This window comes from Acidimangrovimonas sediminis, assembly GCF_002871005.1.
Classification (GTDB): Bacteria; Pseudomonadota; Alphaproteobacteria; order Rhodobacterales; family Rhodobacteraceae; genus Acidimangrovimonas; species Acidimangrovimonas sediminis.
Window position 1 is genome coordinate 22353 of sequence record NZ_PHSN01000008.1, and the last position, 19114, is coordinate 41466.

Consider the following 19114-nt stretch of genomic DNA (forward strand, 5'->3'; position numbering starts at 1 on the left):
CGATGGAGGGGCGCAAGCCTCCCGGCGGGGGCTCGCGCTTTCTCTACGACAGTTTCGACGCGACGGCGGCGCGGATCGAGGCCAACGAGCGCGTGGCCGAGGAGCGCTGGACCGGGCTGGAGCGGCGGCTCGGGCAGATCGAGGTGGCGCTGGACCGGTTGGAGCGGCGGATCTGGATGGCGGTCTACGGCGCGCTGATCTTCATGCTGGCGCAGGGCGCGGGGCTGATCGTCGACTCCCTTTTGAAGTGAGGAAACCGGACATGGACGCAAGGGATTACGGGCTGGAGCTGAAGTATTGCCGGCCGGAGGTGGCGCTGGAACTGGGCGAGGATGCGACGATCCGGGGCTATGCTTCGGTCTTCGGCCATGTCGACCAGGGCGGCGACGTGGTGGCGGCCGGGGCCTATGCCCGGTCGCTGAGTGCGCTGGCGGCGCGGGGCGGGCGGGTGAAGATGCTGTGGCAGCACGATCCCGCGCAGCCGATCGGCGTCTGGGACGTGGTGCGCGAGGACGGCAAGGGCCTGTGGGTCGAGGGCCGGGTGCTGACCGAGGTGGCGCAGGGCCGTGAGGCGCTGGCGTTGCTGGACGCGGGTGCGATCGAGGGGCTGTCGATCGGCTACCGCACGGTCAGCGCGGAGCGCGACGCCAAGGGTCGCAGGTTGTTGCAGGAACTGGAGCTCTGGGAGGTGTCGCTGGTGACCTTCCCGATGCTCGCGGAGGCGCGGGTGGCGGCCAAGGGCGAAGCGCCCGACCCGTTGCTCGCTGACTTGGCGGAGGTCCTGGAGGACGCCCGCCGGACGCTGGCGGGGCGCTGAGCCGCCCGCACGAACCCCAAGGAGAGATGAATGACGACGACCGAGATCAAGGCTCGGGCGGCCGGGACGGGTGTGTCCGGCGGCACGGGCGAGGCCCTGACGGTGAAGACCGCCCTGGCCGGGTTCCTGGAGGAGATCAGGGACTTTCGGGATGACGTGAAGGTAACCCTCAGAGAGCAGGAAGAGCGACTGACCATGCTGGACCGCAAGACCATGACCCAGGGCCGCCCGGCCCTTTCGCGCCCCGAACTTTCGCATGCCGCCGAGATCGAGGCGCCGCACCGCAAGGCGCTGGATGCCTACCTGCGGTCGGGCGACGACGACGGGCTGCGCGGCCTCGTCCTCGAGGGCAAGGCGATGAACACCTCGGTGGCGGCGGATGGCGGCTATCTGGTCGATCCGGAGACGGCGGCGACGATCAGCTCTGTGCTGTCCTCGACCGCGTCGATCCGGGCGATCGCCAACGTGGTGACGGTGGAGGCCACGAGCTTCGACGTGCTGATCGACCATAGCGACGTCGGCTCGGGCTGGGCATCGGAGACGGGTGCCGTCGCCGAAAGCGACACGCCGCAGATCGAGCGCATCACCATCCCGCTGAACGAGTTGAGCGCGATGCCCAAGGCGTCGCAGCGGCTGCTGGACGACAGCGCCTTCGACATCGAGGGCTGGCTGGCCGGCCGGATCGCGCAGAAGTTCGCCCGGGCCGAGGCGCAGGCCTTCATCGCGGGCGACGGGTCGGACAAGCCGACCGGGTTCCTGAGCCATCCGGCGGTCGCCGAGACGAGCTGGTCCTGGGGCAGCCTCGGCTATGTCGCGACCGGCGCGGACGGCGATTTCGCGGCGACCAATTCGGTCGATGCGATCGTGGATCTGGTTTATGCGCTGGATGCCGATTACCGCGCCAACGCGACCTTCGTGATGAATTCGAAGACCGCGGGGGCGGTGCGCAAGATGAAGGATGCCGATGGCCGCTTCCTGTGGTCGGACGGCCTTGCAGCGGGGGAGCCTGCGCGGCTGATGGGCTATCCGGTGCTGATCGCCGAGGACATGCCTGACATTACCTCGGGCAGCTATGCCCTGGCCTTCGGCGATTTTCGCGCCGGGTATACCGTGGCGGAGCGTCCCGACCTGCGGGTGCTGCGCGACCCGTTCTCGGCCAAGCCGCATGTCCTGTTCTACGCGACCAAGCGGGTCGGTGGCGATGTCAGTGACTTCGCCGCGATCAAGCTTCTGAAGTTCGCGGTCTCGTAAGGGGGCCGAGCGCCCGGCCCGCCGGGGCCGGGTTGCCGGGCGCGTGCCGGGCCCTCGCGGGGCACGCTCGTCAAGCTGCTGTCTTCCTCCGCCGGTCGGACGAGGTGGCGCGCGCCCGGATCCGCGGAGGATGACCAACGGGGAAACAAGCGGATGATGACGCTGATAGAGCAGACATCGGTGACCGCGGCGCAATTGCCGGTGGCCGAATTCAAGGAGCACCTGAGGCTGGGTACCGGGTTCGGCGACGACGGGCTGCAGGACGGGCTGGCGGAAAGCTACCTGCGCTCGGCGCTGGCGGCGATCGAGGGGCGGATCGGCAAGGTGCTGATCCAGAAAAGCTTCTCCTGGGGGCTGAACCAGTGGCGCGATGGTGCGGCACAGGCCCTTCCTGTCGCGCCCGTGCAGCAGATTCTGTCGCTGGTGCTGCTGGACCAGGATGGTGCGGAGGAGATGGTCGACCCGTCGCGCTACCGGCTGGTGAAGGACAGCCAGCGGCCGAGGATCGCGGGGGCGGGCACGTGGCTGCCCGCGATACCGACACAGGGCGAGGCGTGGATCACCTTCAAGGCGGGGTTCGGGACGGACTGGACCGACGTTCCCGCCGATCTGCGGCAGGCAGTGTTCCTGCTGGGGGCGGAATATTACGAGACCCGGCACGAGGGCGGGGCGTCGAAGGGCGCGATCCCGTTCGGCGTACTGGCACTGATCGAGCGCTGGCGCACGGTGCGGGTGCTGGGCGGGGGACAGGCATGAGCGCGGTGCGTCTGAACCGGCGGCTGGTGCTGGAGACCGCTGCCCGCGCGGGCGACGGGCATGGCGGGTTTCGCAGCGGCTGGACCGCGCTGGGCACGGTGTGGGCCGAGCTGCGGCCCGGCACCGGGCGCGAGAGTTTCGGCGAGGCGGTGACCTACGCGCGGGTGCCTTACCGCGTGATCGTGCGGGCAGCGCCCCCGGGGGCGCCGGCGCGGCCGGTGCCGGGGCAGCGCTTTCGCGAGGGGGTGCGGATCTTCACCATCCTCGCGGTGGCCGAGATGGACGCGGCGGGCAACTTCCTGACCTGCTTCGCGCGCGAGGAGGTGCCGGCATGAGCTATCAGGATGCTGCCGCGCTGCAGGGCGCGGTCTACGATCTTCTGGCAGGCGACGCGGCGTTGGCGGCCCTTCTGGGCGGCGCGATCTATGACGCGGTGCCGCCGGGCGACGCGCCGGAGACCTTCGTCTCGCTGGGCGAGGAGGAGGTGCGCGATGCCTCGGACGCCACCAGCGAGGGGGCCGAGCACCGGTTCACCGTCAGCGTGCATTCGACGGCCTCGGGGTTCCTGGGCGCCAAGGAGGTGGCGGGGCGGGTGGCCGCGCTGTTGGTGGGGGCCGATCTTGCGCTGGAGGCGGGTCACTTGGTCGGCATCGGCTTTCTGAAGGCCCGGGCGCGGCGCACGGAGAACGGCGACGCGCGGCGGATCGACCTGACCTTCCGCGCGCGGATCGACCTTTAGGCTGTCACTTTTGAGACATTTCGGCGCCGACGTTGGCGCCCTGTTTGTCTGCTGTTTCACATATCGGAGAAATCACCATGGCTGCCCAGAACGGCAAGGATCTTCTCATCAAGCTGGACATGACCGGCAGCGGCACGTTCGAGACGGTGGCCGGTCTGCGGGCCTCGCACCTCAGCTTCAACGCGGAATCGGTCGATGTGACCTCGCTGGAGAGCGCCGGAGGGTGGCGCGAGCTCCTGTCCGGCGCTGGGGTGAAGTCGGCTGCGCTGACCGGGTCGGGGATCTTCAAGGATGCCACGACCGACGAGCGGGCGCGGCAGATCTTCTTCGACGGCGAGGTGCCGAATTTCCAGGTGGTGATCCCCGCCTTCGGCACGGTCGAGGGGCCGTTCATGATCACCGCGCTGGAATATGCCGGCAACCATGACGGCGAGGCGACCTATGAGCTGACCATGGCCTCGGCCGGGGCCCTCGTGTTCACGGCGTTGACGTGAACGGCATGGCGAAGGCGCCGGTAAATCCATGGGCCGGAGAGGTCGCGCTGGTCGTCGATGGCGAGCGGCGGGTGTGCAAGCTGACGCTCGGGGCGCTGGCCGAGTTGGAGGCGGGCCTGGGCGAGGACAGCCTGATCGCGCTGGTCGAGCGGTTCGAGGGGCGGCGGTTTTCCACCCGCGACGTTCTGGCGCTGGTGGTCGCGGGCCTGCGCGGCGGCGGCTGGGACGTGACCGACGCGGCGTTGCGCAGTGCCGAGATCGGCGGCGGGCCGGTGGAGGCCGCGCGGGTGGCGGCGGAGCTGCTGGCGCGGGCGTTTGCGCTGCCGGAGGGGCGGTGAAGGGCGGGCTCGACTGGCCCGGGCTGATGCGGGCCGGGCTGGGGACGCTGGGGCTGGAGCCGCGGGCGTTCTGGGCGCTGACCCCGGTGGAGTTGATGCTGATGCTGGGGATCGGGGGCGGTGCCGGGCCGCTGACACGGGTGCGGTTGGAGGAGCTGGCCGCGGCCTATCCGGACATTCCGGGCAAGAAGGGGCGGATGGATGACGACGGACCTGACGGATCTGGCGCAGGGGATTGATGCGCTGGAGGCGACGCTTGGCGGCTCGGCCGAGGTGGTGACGGCGTTCGATGGCGCGCTGTCGTCGATGCGCGACAGCCTCGTGTTCACCTCGCGCGAGGTGAACACGCTGTCGCGGGGGATCGGCTGGGGGCTCAGGCGCGCTTTCGACGGGCTGGTGTTCGACGGCAAGAGCCTGTCGGACGCGTTGGACGGGGTGGCCAAGAGCATGGTGGATTCGGTCTACGCCATCGCGATGCGGCCGGTGCAGAACGCGGTGGGCGGGGCGATCGCCACGGGATTGGAAAGCGTGATGTCGTCGATTCAGCCGTTCGCCAATGGCGCGCCCTTCAGCCAAGGGCGGGTGATGCCGTTCGCGCGTGGCGGCGTGGTGGCGCAACCCACGGGGTTCGCGATGCGCGGCGGTCGGGGGCTGATGGGCGAGGCGGGGCCGGAGGCGATCATGCCGCTGACCCGTGGCCCCGACGGGCGGCTGGGGGTGCAGGCGGCGGGCGGCGGCGGGGCGGTGAATGTGGTGATGAATGTGACCACGCCGGACGTCGCGAATTTCCGCCGCAGCCAGAGCCAGGTTGCCGCGCAGCTGGGCCGGGCGCTGAGCCGCGGCCAGAGGAACAGGTGATATCATGGGCTTCGACGAGATCCGCTTTCCCGCCAACCTCAGCTTCGGCTCGGTCGGCGGGCCGGAACGGCGCACCGAGATCGTGACGCTGGCGAACGGCTATGAGGAGCGCAACACGCCCTGGGCGGATTCGCGCAGGCACTACGACGCGGGGGTGGGGTTGCGCTCGCTCGACGATGTCGAGGCGCTGATCGCCTTCTTCGAGGCGCGGCGGGGGCAGCTGAACGGGTTCCGCTGGAAGGATTGGGCGGATTACCGGTCGTGCCTGCCTTCGGGCCGCGTGGCCTTCGACGACCAGGTGATTGCGACGGGGGACGGGGCGACGACGGCGTTCCGGTTGCAGAAGGTCTATCGTTCCGGCGACCAAAGCTATGCCCGGCCGATCCTGAAGCCGGTGGCGGGGACGGTGAAAGTGGGGATCGCGGGCGAGCCGCTGGTCGAGGGCCTGCAATATTCGGTCGAGGCGGCTACGGGGGTGGTGACCTTCGCGGCCGCGCCAGACGTGGGCGTGCCGGTGACGGCGGGGTTCGAGTTCGACGTGCCGGTGCGCTTCGATACCGACCGGGTTCAGGTTTCGGTGCAGAGCTTTCAGGCCGGGGAGCTGCCCAGCGTGCCGGTGGTGGAGGTACGGCTGTGAGCGATCTTCATGCGCATCTGGCGGAGGGGACGACCCATGTCTGCCGCTGCTGGGCGGTGGTGCGGGCGGACGGGGCGACCTTCGGCTTTACCGATCACGACCGGGATCTGGGTTTCGAGGGCATCACCTTTCGCGCCGGTACCGGCATGACGGCCAAGGCGCTGTCGCAGACAACGGGGCTGGCGGTGGACAACACCGAGGCGGTGGGCGCGCTGTCGGATGTCTCGGTCACCGAGGCGGACATCATCGCCGGGCGGTTCGACGGGGCCGAGGTGCGGGCCTGGCTGGTGGACTGGACCGACCCTTCGGCGCGGGTGTTGCAGTTTCGGGGGAGCTTCGGGGAGCTTGCGCGGACGGGCGGGAGTTTCACGGCCGAACTGCGGGGGCTGACCGAGGCGCTGAACCAGCCCTTTGGCGCGGTCTATCAGCCGGGTTGTGGTGCGGTGCTGGGGGACGGGGCCTGCAAGGTGGATCTGGGCGCGCCGGGATTTTTCTCGGAGCGCGTGGTGGAGGAGGTCGAGGACCGGCGGATCTTTCGCTTTGCCGATTTCACCGGCTTCGACGATCGCTGGTTCGAGCGGGGGCGCTTCAAGGTGCTGACCGGGGCGGCGGCGGGCGTGGTGGCGATGGTCAAGAACGACCGGCTGAGCGCGGAGGGCCGGGAGGTGGAGCTGTGGCAGACGCTGGCTACGGAGATTGCCGCGGGCGACATGGTGCGGATCGAGGCGGGCTGTGACAAGCGGGCCGAGACCTGCCGCCTCAAGTTCCAGAATTTTCTGAATTTCCGGGGGTTTCCGGACATCCCCGGGGATGACTGGCTGACCACCTTTCCGCAGCGGCCGGGCGTGGCGCAGGGGGCGTCATGAGTGCGGTCGGCGGGCAGGTGGTGCTGGCCGCCCGGGGCTGGATCGGCACGCCTTATCGGCATCAGGCCAGCCTGAAGGGGGCGGGTGCGGATTGCCTTGGCCTTGTGCGCGGGGTCTGGCGCGAGGTGATGGGGGCGGAGCCCGAGGCGGTGCCGGCCTATACCCCCGACTGGGCCGAACCCGGGCGGGAGGAGGCGCTGTGGCGCGCCGCGCTCAGGCATCTGGTGCCGGCGGGGGGCGAGGCAGAGGACGCGCCGGGGGACGTGCTGCTGTTTCGCATGCGCGAGGGCAGCATCGCCAAGCACCTGGGGATCGCGGCAGAGGTGGGGGCGATCCCCAGTTTCGTGCATGCCTATTCGGGGCACCGGGTGATGGAAAGCCCGCTCACGGCGCCCTGGCGGCGGCGGATCGTGGCGCGGTTCCGGTTTCCGGGGCCAGAGGTTGAGGAAAGGGGTGCCTGATGGCGACGATCGTACTTGCGGCGGCGGGATCTGCCATCGGGGCGGGGTTTGGCGGCACGGTGCTGGGCTTGTCGGGTGCGGTGATCGGGCGGGCGATCGGGGCGACCGTGGGCCGCGTCATCGACCAGCGGCTGATGGGTGGCTCCAGCGGGTCGCAGGCGGTGGAGACGGGGCGGATCGACCGTTACCGCCTGACGGGGGCGAGCGAGGGCACGGCGGTGGGCCGGGTCTGGGGCATGACCCGCGTGGGAGGCCAGGTGATCTGGGCCACGACCTATACCGAGCATGTATCGACCACCTCGTCCACGGTGACGAGCGGGGGCGGCAAGGCGTCTTCGCCACGGTCGAGCCAGACCACGAACGTGACGGAATACAGCTATTCGGTCAGCCTTGCGGTCGCGCTTTGCGAGGGCGAGATCGCGGGGATTGAGCGGGTCTGGGCCGACGGGGTGGAGCTTGCGCCCGAGGATCTGCCGATGCGGGTTTACACCGGGTCGGAGGACCAGCTGCCCGACCCCAAGATCGAGGCGGTGAACGGGGCAGGGCTTGCGCCCGCCTATCGCGGCACGGCCTATGTGGTGTTCGAGGATCTGCCGCTGGGGGACTATGGCAACCGGGTGCCGCAGTTCAGTTTCGAGGTGCTGCGCAGGGCGCCGCGGCAGGGGGCGGAACCCGCGCTCATGACCGAAGAGGTGACGGCGGTCGCGCTGATACCCGGGACCGGGGAATATGCGCTGGCGACAACGCCGGTGCATTATTCCTATGGTCCGGGGGTGAATGCTTCGGCCAATGTGCACAATGTGGGCGCGCGTACCGATTTCTCCCATGCGCTGGATCAGCTGGGGCTGGAGCTGCCGGCCTGCGGGTCGGTCTCGGTCGTGGTGTCGTGGTTCGGGGACGATTTGCGTTGCGGCGCGTGCAAGGTGCGCCCGAAGGTCGAGCAGACGGAGACCGAGGGCGTGGGCATGGCCTGGCGCGCGGGGGGCATCACGCGGGGCGAGGCACAGGCGATCGGGCGGATCGAAGAGGCGCCGGTCTATGGCGGGACGCCCGCCGACGGGTCGGTGATCGAGGCGATCTCGGCCCTGAAGGCGGCGGGGCAGGAGGTGACGCTTTATCCCTTCGTCCTGATGGAGGTGCTTGAGGGCAACGGCCTTCCCGACCCTTATGGCGGGGCGGAGCAGGCGGCGTTTCCCTGGCGCGGGCGGATCACGCTGGACATTGCGCCGGGGCGCGAAGGGTCGGTCGACGGGATGGTGGAGGCCGATACGCAGGTGGCGACGTTCTTTGGTACGGTCCAGCCCGGGGACTTCGCGATCGAGGCGGGCGGGGTGGCGTATTCCGGCGCGGCGGAGGATTGGGGCTACCGGCGGTTCATCCTGTCCTGCGCCTGGCTCGCCAGGGCCGCGGGCGGGGTCAACGTGTTCTGCATCGGGTCGGAGATGCGGGGGCTTGCACGGGTCCGCGGGGCGGGCGGTGTGCCCTTTGCCGAGGCGATGCGCGTGCTGGCCGCGGATGTTCGGGGGATCCTTGGGGCGGGGACGCGGCTGACCTATGCGGCGGACTGGTCGGAATACGGATCCTACGTGACGCCGGAGGGCAATCTCACGTTCCCGCTCGATCCGCTCTGGGCTGATGAGAACATAGATTTCGTGGGGATCGACAATTACCTGCCGGCGTCGGACTGGCGCGACGATCCGGGGCATGCGGACGAGGGCTGGGGCGCGATCTACAACCTTGACTACCTTATGGCGAATATCGGGGGCGGCGAGTATTTCGACTGGTATTATCAGACCGGGGAGGCCCGCGAGATCCAGCGCCGCACGCCGATCACCGATGGCGATTACGGTGAGCCCTGGGTCTACCGGGCGAAGGATATCCGGGGCTGGTGGGAAAACCTGCACTTCGCGCGCACGGGCGGGATGCGGGAGGCGCTGCCCACGGCCTGGGTGCCGGGATCGAAGCCGATTCGGTTCACCGAGATCGGCTGTCCGGCGGTGGACAAGGGGACGAACCGGCCGAACGTGTTCCTGGATCCCAAATCCTCGGAATCGGCGCTGCCGTATTTTTCGCGCGGGACGCGGGACGACCTGATCCAGCACCAGTACTTGCGGGCAATGGGGATCTACTGGAGCGATCCGGCGCACAACCCGGCGGCGACCCTCTACGCGGGGCGGATGCTGGAGCATGAGCGGAGCCACGTCTGGTGCTGGGACGCGCGATCCTTCCCGGCCTTTCCGAGCCGTGTCGACGTCTGGACCGACGGCGACAATTACGCCCGCGGCCACTGGCTGACCGGGCGGGCCACGGCGCAGGCGATGGCGCCGGTGGTGGCCGAGATCTGCGCCAGCTCGGGCGTGCCGCCGGAGGATCTGGACACGGCCCGGCTGCATGGGCTGGTGCGGGGCTACAGTCTGGACCAGACCGGCAGCGCACGGGCGGCGTTGCAGCCCTTGATGCTGACCTCGGGGTTCGAGGCGGCGGAGCGGGACGGGCTCCTGCGGTTCCGGCTGCGCGACGGGATTGCGTCGGTCAGCCTCGACGAGGGACGGCTGGCGCTGGCCGAGGAGATGGACAGCGCGGTGGAGGTGGCGCGTGCGGCGGCGGCCGAGGTATCGGGGCGGGTGCGGCTGAGCTATGTCGGCTGGGCCGGGGCCTACGAGGCGGCGGCGGCCGAGGCGACCTTTCCGGGCGAGGGGCAGTTGCCGGTGTCGCAATCCGAGGTGCCGATCGTCTTCACCGGCGTCGAGGGCCGGCAGATCACCGAGCGCTGGCTGGCCGAGCAGCGGGTGGCGCGCGACAGTCTGAAATGCGCGGTGCCGCCGTCGATGCCGGGCCTCGGGGCGGGCGACGTGGTAAGCCTGCGCGGCCTCGACTACCGCATCGATCATGTCGAGGACGCGGGCGCGAAGATCCTCGAGGCGACGCGGGTGGAGCCCGGGGTCTACATCCCCTCGGACGCGGCGGAGGAGCGGGTGGTGCCCCGGCCCTTCGTGCCGCCGGTGCCGGTGTTTCCGGTCTTCATGGACCTGCCGCTGCTGACCGGGACCGAGGTGCCGCAGGCGCCGCATCTTGCGGTGACGGCGACGCCATGGCCCGGGACGGTGGCGTGCTATTCGGCCCCGCAGGACGCGGGCTATGCGCTCAACACGCTGATCCCCGCGCGCTCGGTCATGGGCGAGACGCTGTCGATCCTGCCGGCTGCCTCGGCCGGGCTCTGGGACCGGGGGCTGGCGCTGCGGGTGAAGGTTTACGGCGGGGCGCTGTCATCCGCCTCGATGGATGATGTGCTGAACGGGGCGAATGCGGCGGTGATCGGCGATGGCACGGCGGAGTTCTGGGAGGTGTTCCAGTTCGCCGAGGCCACGCTGGTCGCGCCCGACACCTATGACCTGAGCCTGAGGTTGCGGGGGCAGGCGGGATCGGACGGGGTCATGCCGGCGGTCTGGCCGATCGGCAGCCGCTTCGTCCTGCTCGACGGGGCAGCGCGGCAGATCTCGCTGCCGCTGTCGGCGCGCGGGCTGGCGCGGCACTACCGGATCGGCAACGCGGCGCGGCCCTACGATGACCCGAGCTACGTGCACGAGGTCGCCGCCTTCGGGGGGATCGGCCTGCGTCCCTATTCGCCATGCCACCTGAGGGCGGTGGTCGGGGCGGACCTGTGGGTGCGGACAGGCTGGACCCGCCGCACCCGGATCGACGGCGACAGCTGGCAGGGCTACGACGTACCGCTGGGGGAAAGCCGCGAGGCCTATCTCGTGCGGGTCGTCCTGAACGGCGGGATCGTGCGCGAAGAGGTGGTGGTCACCCCGGAATGGGCCTATTCCCCCGCCGCGCGCGACGCCGACGGCACGCTGGGGGCCGGGTTCTCCCTGGCGGTGGCGCAGATCTCCGACAGCTTCGGCCCCGGGCCCTTTGCGCAGGTCGTCGTCGCGGCCTGAGACGCGATGCGCCTGCTGACGATCGGCGACGTGCTGGCGGCCGCGCGGGTGCCACGCGCCCCGCAGCCGGAGCGGCGCGACGGGGCGATCCCCCAGTCGCTGGCCGAGGCCGACCTCGCCGACCGATGCCGGCGGCGCAGCGGCCGTGCCCATCCGGTGCACGGTGGCGGCAGCCTGATGCCGGCGGCGCTTGCGCGCGATCCCGCCTTCCTCGATGCCTTGGCCCGGGCTGTGGCGGCGCTGCAGCACCGTGATTGACGCGCCCCGGCGCCCCGTCGGATATCCGCCCTCGGAAGAGGACGGAACGCGCCCCTGCTCTTCTTCTGAGCGAAAATATCCCGGGGGTGCAGGGGGCAGCGCCCCCGCCGGTTCCCGCCAGTCCCTCCGCCAGCACTCCCCGCCGACGCCCCCTTGCATCATGTGCCCCCGCGCCGCACATTGTCCGGCACCATCCCAGGAGGTCCAGATGGCTGACACCGCAACGCTTCTCGAGGCCGCCACGAAGGTGCGCGAGAACGCCTACGTGCCCTATTCCAACTTCAAGGTGGGCGCCGCGCTCTCTACCCCCGCGGGCCATGTCCACGCCGGCTGCAACGTCGAGAACGTGGCCTACCCCGAGGGCACCTGCGCCGAGGCCGGCGCGATCGCGGCGATGGTGGCCGCGGGCGAGACCGAAATCGCCGAGATCGTGGTGATCGCCGGCAGCCCCGAGCCCGTCACCCCCTGCGGCGGCTGCCGCCAGAAGATCGCCGAATTCGCCAAGCCGGAGGTCAAGGTCACCATGTGCACCACCGGCGGCAAGAGCTGGACCGTGACCGTGGCCGAGATCCTGCCCGGCGCATTCGGACGCGGGCACATGGAGCTTTGACCGTGCGGGTCCCCTTCACCGCGACGGGCCGCTGACCTTGGACGCCCGCACCATCATTGCCCACTTGCGCCGCGGCCAGCGCCCCACGGGCGAGGAGCTGGCGTGGTTCGCCAAGGGCCTCGCCTCGGGCGCCGTGACCGACGCGCAGGCCGGGGCCTTTGCCATGGCGGTCTGCCTCAAGGGGCTGGGCGAGGCCGGGCGCGTGGCGCTGACGCGGGCGATGCGCGACAGCGGCGCGGTTCTGGAATGGGACCTGCCGGGGCCCGTGCTCGACAAGCATTCGACCGGCGGGGTGGGGGATTGCGTCTCGCTTCTGCTGGCGCCGGCGCTGGCCGCCTGCGGGGCCTATGTGCCGATGATCTCGGGCCGGGGGCTGGGTCATACCGGCGGCACGCTCGACAAGCTCGAGGCGATCCCCGGAGTGCGTACCGACGTGACGACCGACCGGCTGCGCCAGATCACCCGTGACATCGGCTGCGCCATCGTCGCGGCCAATGACGACGTGGCCCCGGCCGACCGGCGCCTCTATGCCGTGCGCGATGTGACCGGCACGGTGGAAAGCATCGACCTGATCACCGCTTCGATCCTGTCCAAGAAGCTGGCGGCGGGGCTGGAGGGGCTGGTGCTGGACGTCAAGACCGGCTCCGGCGCCTTCATGAAGAGCCTGGGCGAGGCCGAGGCGCTGGCGCGTGCGCTGGTCGCCACCGCGCAGGGCGCGGGCTGCATGACCACTGCGCTGATTACCGACATGAGTCAGCCCCTGGCCACCGCCGCGGGCAACGCGCTCGAGGTGATCGAAGTGATGGAAACGCTGACCGGCACCTCGGTCAACGCGGCGCTGTGGGATCTGACGGCGGCGCTGGGGGGCGAGGCGCTGGCCCTGGGCGGGCTGGCGGCGGATCCCGACGATGGCGCCGAGCGGATCGAGGCGGCGCTGGAATCCGGCCAGGCGGCAGAGGTCTTCGGCCGCATGGTCGCGGCTCTTGGCGGGCCGGCCGATTTCGTCGAACGCTGGCCCGACCGCCTCCCCTCGGCCCCGGTGATGCGCGAGGTGGTGTCGGGCGTCGAAGGTCATGTCACCATGATCGACGGCGAGGCGCTGGGACTTGCGGTGGTGACCCTGGGCGGCGGGCGGCTGACCGGCGGCGACCGGATCAACCCTTCCGTCGGCCTCTCGGACATCGCGGGGGTGGGGGAGCATGTCTCGGCCGACCTGCCGCTGGCCATCATCCACGCGGCGTCCGAGGCCGAGGCGGACGCGGCGGAGGCCGTGGTGCGCGCGGCCTTCATCCTGGGCGACGAGGAGGTGGTCGAACCGCCGCTGATCTACGACAGGATCGACGGATGACACGGGCCTTTCTGGTGGTGATGGACAGCGTGGGCGCGGGCGGCGCGCCCGACGCCGGGACCTTCTACAACGATGGCGTGCCCGATACCGGCGCGAACACGCTGGGCCATATCGCCGAGGCCTGCGCCGCGGGTCGGGCGGAGGAGGGGCGCAGCGGCCCCTTGCGTCTGCCCAACCTCGATGCGCTGGGACTGGGGGCGGCGGTGCGGCTGGCCTCGGGCGCCGGGATGCCCGGGTTCGACGCCGACCCCCGGGGCCTCTGGGGCGCCGCGACCGAGGTGTCGCGCGGCAAGGATACGCCCTCCGGCCACTGGGAGCTGGCGGGCGTGCCGGTGCCGTGGGAATGGCACTACTTCCCCGACCGGTTCGACAGCTTCCCGCCCGACCTGGTGGCCGAGACCTGCCGACTAGCCGGGACCGAGGGGATCCTCGGCGATTGCCATGCCTCGGGCACCGCGATCGTCGATGCCCTGGGCGCGGAGCATCTGAAGACCGGCTGGCCGATCTGCTACACATCGGCCGACAGCGTCTTCCAGATCGCCGCGCATGAGGAGGCGTTCGGTCTCGACCGGTTGTACGCGCTGTGCGAGGCGCTGGCGCCGACGCTTCACGCGATGCGGGTGGGGCGGGTGATCGCACGGCCTTTCGTGGGAGAGCCGGGCCATTTCATCCGCACCCCCAACCGCCACGACTATGCCATCGAGCCGCCGGCGCCGACGCTGCTCGACTGGGCGGCAGGGGCGGGGCGCGAGACCACGGCGATCGGCAAGATCGGCGACATCTTTTCCATGCGCGGGGTGGGGCGGTTGCTGAAGGGCCCCGACGACGCCGCGCTGATGGACCATCTGCACCAACGGGTGGCCGAGGCCCCCGACGGATCGCTCACCTTCGCGAATTTCGTCGAGTTCGACAGCCTCTGGGGCCACCGCCGCGACGTGTCGGGCTATGCCCGCGCGCTGGAATGGTTCGACGGCCATGTCGGGCGGCTGGCGGCGGCGCTGCGTCCCGGCGACCTGGTGATCTTCACTGCGGACCACGGCAACGACCCCACCTGGACCGGCGGCGACCACACGCGGGAACGGGTGCCGGTCGTGGGCGCGGGTGTCGGCTTGCGCCCGGTGGGGCAGGTGGCCTATGCCGACGTCGCGGCCTCGGTCGCCGCGCATCTCGGCCTTGATCCGCAGGGCCACCCCCAGTGCCCGGGACGGAGCTTTCTGTGACCCCCAAGATCGAACTGCACCTGCATCTCGAAGGGGCCGCGCCGCCCGCCTTCATCCGTGGCCTTGCGGCCGAGAAGCACATCGACATCTCGGGCATCTTCGATGCGCAGGGGCATTACAGCTACACCGACTTCTGGCACTTCCTGAAGGTCTACGAGGCCGCGACCTCCGTCCTGACCAGCCCCGAGGATTACGCCCGCCTCACCACCGCCGTGCTTGAGGAAAGCGCAGCGTCGGGCGTGATCTACACCGAGGCTTTCCTCAGCCCCGATTTCTGCGGCGGCCGCGACGTGGCGGCCTGGCGCGACTATCTCGCGGCGATCCGCGAGGCGGCGGCACGGGTCGAGGCGCAGGGCGGCCCGATCCTGCGCGCCATCGTCACGCCCATCCGCCACTTCGGCCCCGACAAGGCGCGCGAGGCCGCGCTTTGCGCCGCCGAGACAGCGGGGGAGTTCGTCGTGGGGCTGGGGCTTGCGGGCGACGAGAAGACCGGCACGCCGAAGGATTACGCCTACAGCTTCGACATGGCGCGCGAGGCCGGGCTGCACCTGACCTGCCACGCCGGCGAATGGGGCGGGCCCGAAAGTGTGCGCGACGCCCTGCATGATCTGCGGGTCGAGCGTATCGGCCACGGTGTCCGCGCGATCGAGGATCTGGCGCTGGTCGACGAACTGGCCGAGGCGGGCGTGGTGCTGGAATGCTGCCCTGGATCGAACGTGGCGCTGGGGCTTTACCCCGACTGGCGCCGCCACCCGATCGGCAAGCTTTACGACCGGGGGGTGAAGGTTACGGTGTCCACCGACGATCCGCCGTTCTTCCACACCACGATGACCCGCGAGTTCGACCGGCTGGCCGAGGCGCTGGACTGGGACGACGGGGTGTTCCATACCCTGAACCGGACCGCGGCCGAGGCCGCCTTCTGCGACGAGGGCACCCGCAAGCGGCTGATCGAAAGACTAGGGAGCTAGGCCATGCAGACCCACCTGACCGTCGTTGACCACCCGCTGGTGCAGCACAAGCTGACCATCATGCGCGACAAGAACACCTCGACCGCCAGCTTCCGCCAGCTCCTGCGCGAGATCAGCCAGCTGCTGGCCTACGAGGTGACGCGCGAACTGCCGATGACCACGCGCAGGATCGAAACCCCGCTGATGGAGATGGACGCCCCCGCCATCGACGGCAAGAAGCTGGTGCTGGTGTCGATCCTCAGGGCCGGGAACGGCCTGCTCGACGGGATCCTCGAGCTGGTTCCCGCTGCGCGCGTGGGTTTTGTCGGCCTTTACCGCGACGAGGAAACGCTGCAGCCGGTCCAGTACTACTACAAGGTCCCGCCGGAGCTGGGCGACCGCATGGTGATCGTTGTCGACCCCATGCTCGCCACCGGGAATTCCTCGGCCGCGGCGATCGATCTCTTGAAGAAATCGGGCGCCCGGAACCTGCGCTTCCTGTGCCTGCTGGCCGCGCCCGAAGGGGTGAAGCGGATGCGCGAGGCCCATCCCGACGTGCCGATCGTCACAGCATCTGTAGACGAACGGCTGGACGACCATGGATATATTGTTCCTGGGCTAGGGGATGCGGGCGACCGCATGTTCGGTACCAAATAAGCGAATTCCCGCTTTACTCGTGGGCCGAGGGCTGGCATGATTCCCCAACGCTACTAGGGGGTAGTCATGCTTATTCGGGTACTGGCGGTCGCAGCTGCGGCGACTGCCCTGGTTCCTTCGACCCTGTGGGCCGAGACGATCTTTCAAAGCCAGGGTCCGGCAGAGTTGCCGCCTGCCTCCTACAAGGGCGGTCAGTTCGTCGACAGCAGCGGCTGCATCTTCATGCGCGCGGGCTACGGCGGCAACACGACCTGGGTGCCGCGGGTGACCCGGTCGCGCCAACTGATGTGCGGCTACAAACCGACCTTCGCCCAGAACGAGACCCGTCCCGCCACGCATCAGAGCATCACCACCGAGGTGCCCCTGAACAAGCCGAAGGTCGCCGCCGCGGCGCCCGCACCGGCCCCCGCTCCGATCCCGGCCCCCTCGAAGGCTGCGGCGCCGATGCCGACCATCGCAAGCAAGATGGCCCCGGCCCCCGCTGCCGCGACCTACACCGCCAAGACCACGCCGAAATACAGCAGCGGCACCCCCGTTGGCGCGGTCGGGCCGGTCACCGCGCATCAGGTCGCGCTCGGCGACGCCCCGTCAGAGCAGCAGACCAAGGGCTCGGGCAGCGCGGTCGAAGCGCGCCCGGTGAAGCTGGTGAACAAGGCCTCATGCCCGGGCTACAGCTACGAGGTGTCGAAGGTCTACACCCTGTCGGACGGGCGCACCGCGGTGAGCTGCCAGCCGGGGAGCAACACCTATATGGTCGTGCGCGTGGTCGATCAGGCGCAGGCCAAGCAGCCGGTGCAGACCGCGCAGCTTGACGACTTCGACATGAAGGGCAATGTCCCGGTCGCCCCGCCGCAGCCGCTTCTGCCCGCCGGTAGCCCGGCCCCCGCGCAAAGCACGACCGCTGCCGCACCGCTGCCCGCAAGCGTGGCGCCGGCGAGCGTGGCACAGATTCCGGCGTCTTCGGGGCAGACGGTCTATGCAGATCGGACCTCGGGCGTGAATGGCGCCTCGATGGTCGACAATCCGAACATCAACACCGCACCGGTGGTACCCTCGGGCTACAAGCAGGCCTGGACCGATGGCCGGCTCAACCCTCTGCGCGGTCCGCGCAGCGCGGCCGGCGACCAGTCGATGAACCTGGTCTGGACCGACACCGTGCCGCGGCAACTGCTGAACACCACCACCGGGCAGAACGTGACCTCGAAATACCCGGGGTTGACGTACCCTGACACGGTGCGGGCGCGCCCCGTATCGACGACGGCCAAGGTTGCCCGCAGCCACCCGGTCCGCACCGCCTCGGCGCAACGCACCACGCGGGCCACGCTCTCGACCTCGAACGCGGCGGTTGCGGCGGCGCCCTCGCCGCAGGCCGGCGGGCGCTACGTCCAGGTCGGCGCCTTCGGCGAACCGGGCAACGCAACCCGCACGGCGGCACGGCTGCGCGCGGCGGGGCTGCCGGTGGCGATGGGAACGATGCATGCGCGCGGGCGCGTGCTGAAGACGGTCATGGCGGGGCCTTTCGCCTCGACCGCAAGTTTAACGGCCGCACTGGGAACGGTGCGCCAGGCGGGGTTCGGCGACGCCTATATTCGCTGACGGACAGGCAAGACCCCCGAGCCAAGAAGGGCAGAGGACAGGCAAGCGACCAGGGGCGTTCCTTTCCGAAAGGCGAGGGGCGCCCCGACCTTTTCCGACGGGTCCGCTGCCGACGGGTCCGCGCGCCACCGCCGGTGGCCGCGGCGCATGGCGGTGCTAGGAATTCTGGCAGATGCCCTGCAGGCCGACCCAGCTGTCATCGGGGATCAGCGGCGGCGGCGGATCGCTCTTGAACGGATCGGCGGCCAGAAGGCCCGCGGCGGTCGCAGCGGCCCCCGGCTCGGGCGGGGTCGCGGCGTCCAGCGCCCTGGCATAGGGCGCGGGCGACAGCTCCTCGGCGCGGAACCGGGCGATCAGCGCGGTCTCGGACACCTCGGCCGGCTGGGCCGCGCGCTTGAGCAGCACCTCTGCATAGCCATGCACCGCGCCGGTGGACATCTGACCGGTGGTCAGCAGCCGGACCGTCGCTGCGGCGCCGGCCCACCGCAACAGCGACTTCAGCGGATCGGTCTGCGCCGCCCGCGCGCGCTCGGCCAGCATGTAGCCGGCGGCGACATCGGGGCCCTCGTAACGCTCGATCAGGTCGCGGCGCAGCACCACGTAGCCGCCGGGCAGATGCACGGCCCGCGCCGGGCCGCCGGGAACCACGATCACCTGCGCCCCCCCGTCGGGAAACAGCCGGTCGGTCAGCAGGGTCAGCGCACGCTTGCCGTCGGGATCGGAACAGGCCGGGCCCGTGATCCGCGTCAGATCGGCCAGCACCATGCGCCCGATGTCCTGCCGCTTCGATTGCGGCACGACCTGCGCCGTGTGGTCGATCAGCGCGCCCGGCAGCCAGAACACCGCCAGCAGCACCACCGCCGTCAGCGCGGTTCCGGTGATCACGTGGCGCAGTCGCCCCGGCCGGGGCATCCGCGCCTCGATCGCGCCGCGCACCGTCTCGATGGCGCTGATCATCTCGTCGTCGTCAAGCTCCAGCGTCTCGACCCCGTCCTCCGACGGGGAATAGAGCGCGGGCACCTCGCCGGGGTTCAGCCGCACCACGGCCGGCAGCGACCAGTGGGTCAGCGCCTGCTCGGACCGGACGTCGGACAGCACGAGCGAAGCCTCACCGAATGCCACGATGACGTCACGACGCTGGGCGTCCGGCGCCTCGCGCCAGATCCCTTGGCTTTCCAGCCGTTGATAACGTGATAGCGCCGTTGCGCGCGCCATGGGCCCTGCTCGTTGTGCCTCTCGCGGGCGATCCTACCGCATGTCGCGGCGGGGGCAAAGGGCAGGAGACCCGCCGGACAGAGGTATTTGCACAAGAAAGACGCA

The 19114-nt window shown here is 70.3% G+C and carries 22 protein-coding genes; 21 read left to right on the forward strand and 1 reads right to left on the reverse strand.

Features of this window, described 5'->3' with window-relative positions:
* The first annotated feature begins 2 nt into the window (after positions 1-2).
* The 21 genes from CVV76_RS09165 to CVV76_RS09260 all read left to right on the forward strand — a co-directional run bounded on the left by CVV76_RS09165 (position 3) and on the right by CVV76_RS09260 (position 17794).
* Complete coding sequence (locus CVV76_RS09165) at positions 3-251, forward strand: GTA head formation protein, RCAP_rcc01685 family (RefSeq protein ID WP_102224344.1); 249 nt, start codon at positions 3-5, stop codon at positions 249-251.
* Between the two features lie 11 nt (positions 252-262).
* A complete protein-coding gene (locus CVV76_RS09170; protein ID WP_102224345.1) occupies positions 263-817 on the forward strand; it encodes an HK97 family phage prohead protease in 555 nt (184 codons plus the stop codon).
* A gap of 30 nt (positions 818-847) precedes the next feature.
* Positions 848-2068: a phage major capsid protein gene (locus CVV76_RS09175; protein WP_102224346.1), complete on the forward strand. Its 1221-nt coding sequence runs from the start codon at positions 848-850 to the stop codon at positions 2066-2068.
* Positions 2069-2224: 156 nt separating this feature from the next.
* A complete protein-coding gene (locus CVV76_RS09180; RefSeq protein WP_102224465.1) occupies positions 2225-2824 on the forward strand; it encodes a head-tail connector protein in 600 nt (199 codons plus the stop codon).
* A complete protein-coding gene (locus tag CVV76_RS09185) occupies positions 2821-3159 on the forward strand; it encodes a head-tail adaptor protein (protein WP_102224347.1) in 339 nt (112 codons plus the stop codon). The genes CVV76_RS09180 and CVV76_RS09185 overlap by 4 nt, the downstream gene beginning before the upstream one ends.
* On the forward strand, positions 3156-3563 hold the full coding sequence (locus CVV76_RS09190; RefSeq protein WP_102224348.1) for a DUF3168 domain-containing protein: 408 nt from the start codon (positions 3156-3158) through the stop codon (positions 3561-3563). The genes CVV76_RS09185 and CVV76_RS09190 overlap by 4 nt, the downstream gene beginning before the upstream one ends.
* 77 nt (positions 3564-3640) lie before the next feature.
* Positions 3641-4057 (forward strand): phage major tail protein, TP901-1 family, encoded by a 417-nt coding sequence (locus CVV76_RS09195; RefSeq protein WP_102224349.1) that lies wholly within the window; start codon positions 3641-3643, stop codon positions 4055-4057.
* 5 nt (positions 4058-4062) lie between these two features.
* Positions 4063-4395, forward strand: coding sequence for a gene transfer agent family protein (locus CVV76_RS25180; RefSeq protein WP_199178550.1), 333 nt, complete (start codon positions 4063-4065; stop codon positions 4393-4395).
* Positions 4392-4634, forward strand: a complete 243-nt coding sequence (locus CVV76_RS25185) for a rcc01693 family protein (protein WP_199178551.1) — start codon at positions 4392-4394, stop codon at positions 4632-4634. Before CVV76_RS25180 ends, CVV76_RS25185 begins: the two co-directional genes overlap by 4 nt.
* On the forward strand, positions 4597-5253 hold the full coding sequence (locus tag CVV76_RS09205) for a phage tail tape measure protein (protein ID WP_102224351.1): 657 nt from the start codon (positions 4597-4599) through the stop codon (positions 5251-5253). Before CVV76_RS25185 ends, CVV76_RS09205 begins: the two co-directional genes overlap by 38 nt.
* Before the next feature lie 4 nt (positions 5254-5257).
* Entirely contained in the window at positions 5258-5890 is a 633-nt protein-coding gene (locus CVV76_RS09210) for a DUF2460 domain-containing protein (protein ID WP_102224352.1), read from the forward strand.
* Entirely contained in the window at positions 5887-6756 is an 870-nt protein-coding gene (locus tag CVV76_RS09215; RefSeq protein WP_102224353.1) for a DUF2163 domain-containing protein, read from the forward strand. Before CVV76_RS09210 ends, CVV76_RS09215 begins: the two co-directional genes overlap by 4 nt.
* Positions 6753-7217: an NlpC/P60 family protein gene (locus tag CVV76_RS09220; RefSeq protein ID WP_102224354.1), complete on the forward strand. Its 465-nt coding sequence runs from the start codon at positions 6753-6755 to the stop codon at positions 7215-7217. Before CVV76_RS09215 ends, CVV76_RS09220 begins: the two co-directional genes overlap by 4 nt.
* Positions 7217-11158: a baseplate multidomain protein megatron gene (locus CVV76_RS09225; protein WP_102224355.1), complete on the forward strand. Its 3942-nt coding sequence runs from the start codon at positions 7217-7219 to the stop codon at positions 11156-11158. Before CVV76_RS09220 ends, CVV76_RS09225 begins: the two co-directional genes overlap by 1 nt.
* 6 nt (positions 11159-11164) lie before the next feature.
* Entirely contained in the window at positions 11165-11416 is a 252-nt protein-coding gene (locus tag CVV76_RS09230; RefSeq protein WP_102224356.1) for a DUF7742 family protein, read from the forward strand.
* Between the two features lie 160 nt (positions 11417-11576).
* Positions 11577-12026, forward strand: a complete 450-nt coding sequence (locus tag CVV76_RS09235) for a cytidine deaminase (protein ID WP_102224357.1) — start codon at positions 11577-11579, stop codon at positions 12024-12026.
* Between the two features lie 37 nt (positions 12027-12063).
* Positions 12064-13374 carry a thymidine phosphorylase gene (locus tag CVV76_RS09240; protein WP_102224358.1) on the forward strand — a complete coding sequence of 437 codons (1311 nt, stop codon included), beginning with the start codon at positions 12064-12066 and terminating at the stop codon, positions 13372-13374.
* Positions 13371-14594: a phosphopentomutase gene (locus CVV76_RS09245; RefSeq protein ID WP_102224359.1), complete on the forward strand. Its 1224-nt coding sequence runs from the start codon at positions 13371-13373 to the stop codon at positions 14592-14594. The genes CVV76_RS09240 and CVV76_RS09245 overlap by 4 nt, the downstream gene beginning before the upstream one ends.
* Positions 14591-15562: an adenosine deaminase gene (locus CVV76_RS09250; protein ID WP_102224360.1), complete on the forward strand. Its 972-nt coding sequence runs from the start codon at positions 14591-14593 to the stop codon at positions 15560-15562. Before CVV76_RS09245 ends, CVV76_RS09250 begins: the two co-directional genes overlap by 4 nt.
* A 3-nt stretch (positions 15563-15565) precedes the next feature.
* A complete protein-coding gene (gene upp, locus CVV76_RS09255; RefSeq protein WP_102224361.1) occupies positions 15566-16198 on the forward strand; it encodes a uracil phosphoribosyltransferase in 633 nt (210 codons plus the stop codon).
* 66 nt (positions 16199-16264) lie between these two features.
* Complete coding sequence (locus tag CVV76_RS09260; RefSeq protein WP_102224362.1) at positions 16265-17794, forward strand: SPOR domain-containing protein; 1530 nt, start codon at positions 16265-16267, stop codon at positions 17792-17794.
* Between the two features lie 156 nt (positions 17795-17950).
* Here the strand turns inward: CVV76_RS09260 and CVV76_RS09265 are convergent, their stop codons facing one another.
* Positions 17951-19009: a hypothetical protein gene (locus tag CVV76_RS09265; protein WP_102224363.1), complete on the reverse strand. Its 1059-nt coding sequence runs from the start codon at positions 19007-19009 to the stop codon at positions 17951-17953.
* Positions 19010-19114: the final 105 nt, after the last annotated feature.

What these genes read in the sequence shown, in the direction of transcription:
- CVV76_RS09165 (WP_102224344.1), top strand. Translation starts at nt 3, where the DNA reads ATGGAGGGGCGCAAGCCTCCCGGCGGGGGCTCGCGCTTTCTCTACGAC.
- CVV76_RS09170 (WP_102224345.1), top strand. Translation starts at nt 263, where the DNA reads ATGGACGCAAGGGATTACGGGCTGGAGCTGAAGTATTGCCGGCCGGAG.
- CVV76_RS09175 (WP_102224346.1), top strand. Translation starts at nt 848, where the DNA reads ATGACGACGACCGAGATCAAGGCTCGGGCGGCCGGGACGGGTGTGTCC.
- CVV76_RS09180 (WP_102224465.1), top strand. Translation starts at nt 2,225, where the DNA reads ATGACGCTGATAGAGCAGACATCGGTGACCGCGGCGCAATTGCCGGTG.
- CVV76_RS09185 (WP_102224347.1), top strand. Translation starts at nt 2,821, where the DNA reads ATGAGCGCGGTGCGTCTGAACCGGCGGCTGGTGCTGGAGACCGCTGCC.
- CVV76_RS09190 (WP_102224348.1), top strand. Translation starts at nt 3,156, where the DNA reads ATGAGCTATCAGGATGCTGCCGCGCTGCAGGGCGCGGTCTACGATCTT.
- CVV76_RS09195 (WP_102224349.1), top strand. Translation starts at nt 3,641, where the DNA reads ATGGCTGCCCAGAACGGCAAGGATCTTCTCATCAAGCTGGACATGACC.
- CVV76_RS25180 (WP_199178550.1), top strand. Translation starts at nt 4,063, where the DNA reads ATGGCGAAGGCGCCGGTAAATCCATGGGCCGGAGAGGTCGCGCTGGTC.
- CVV76_RS09205 (WP_102224351.1), top strand. Translation starts at nt 4,597, where the DNA reads ATGACGACGGACCTGACGGATCTGGCGCAGGGGATTGATGCGCTGGAG.
- CVV76_RS09210 (WP_102224352.1), top strand. Translation starts at nt 5,258, where the DNA reads ATGGGCTTCGACGAGATCCGCTTTCCCGCCAACCTCAGCTTCGGCTCG.
- CVV76_RS09220 (WP_102224354.1), top strand. Translation starts at nt 6,753, where the DNA reads ATGAGTGCGGTCGGCGGGCAGGTGGTGCTGGCCGCCCGGGGCTGGATC.
- CVV76_RS09225 (WP_102224355.1), top strand. Translation starts at nt 7,217, where the DNA reads ATGGCGACGATCGTACTTGCGGCGGCGGGATCTGCCATCGGGGCGGGG.
- CVV76_RS09230 (WP_102224356.1), top strand. Translation starts at nt 11,165, where the DNA reads ATGCGCCTGCTGACGATCGGCGACGTGCTGGCGGCCGCGCGGGTGCCA.
- CVV76_RS09235 (WP_102224357.1), top strand. Translation starts at nt 11,577, where the DNA reads ATGTGCCCCCGCGCCGCACATTGTCCGGCACCATCCCAGGAGGTCCAG.
- CVV76_RS09245 (WP_102224359.1), top strand. Translation starts at nt 13,371, where the DNA reads ATGACACGGGCCTTTCTGGTGGTGATGGACAGCGTGGGCGCGGGCGGC.
- upp (WP_102224361.1), top strand. Translation starts at nt 15,566, where the DNA reads ATGCAGACCCACCTGACCGTCGTTGACCACCCGCTGGTGCAGCACAAG.
- CVV76_RS09260 (WP_102224362.1), top strand. Translation starts at nt 16,265, where the DNA reads ATGCTTATTCGGGTACTGGCGGTCGCAGCTGCGGCGACTGCCCTGGTT.
- CVV76_RS09265 (WP_102224363.1), bottom strand. Translation starts at nt 19,009, where the DNA reads ATGGCGCGCGCAACGGCGCTATCACGTTATCAACGGCTGGAAAGCCAA.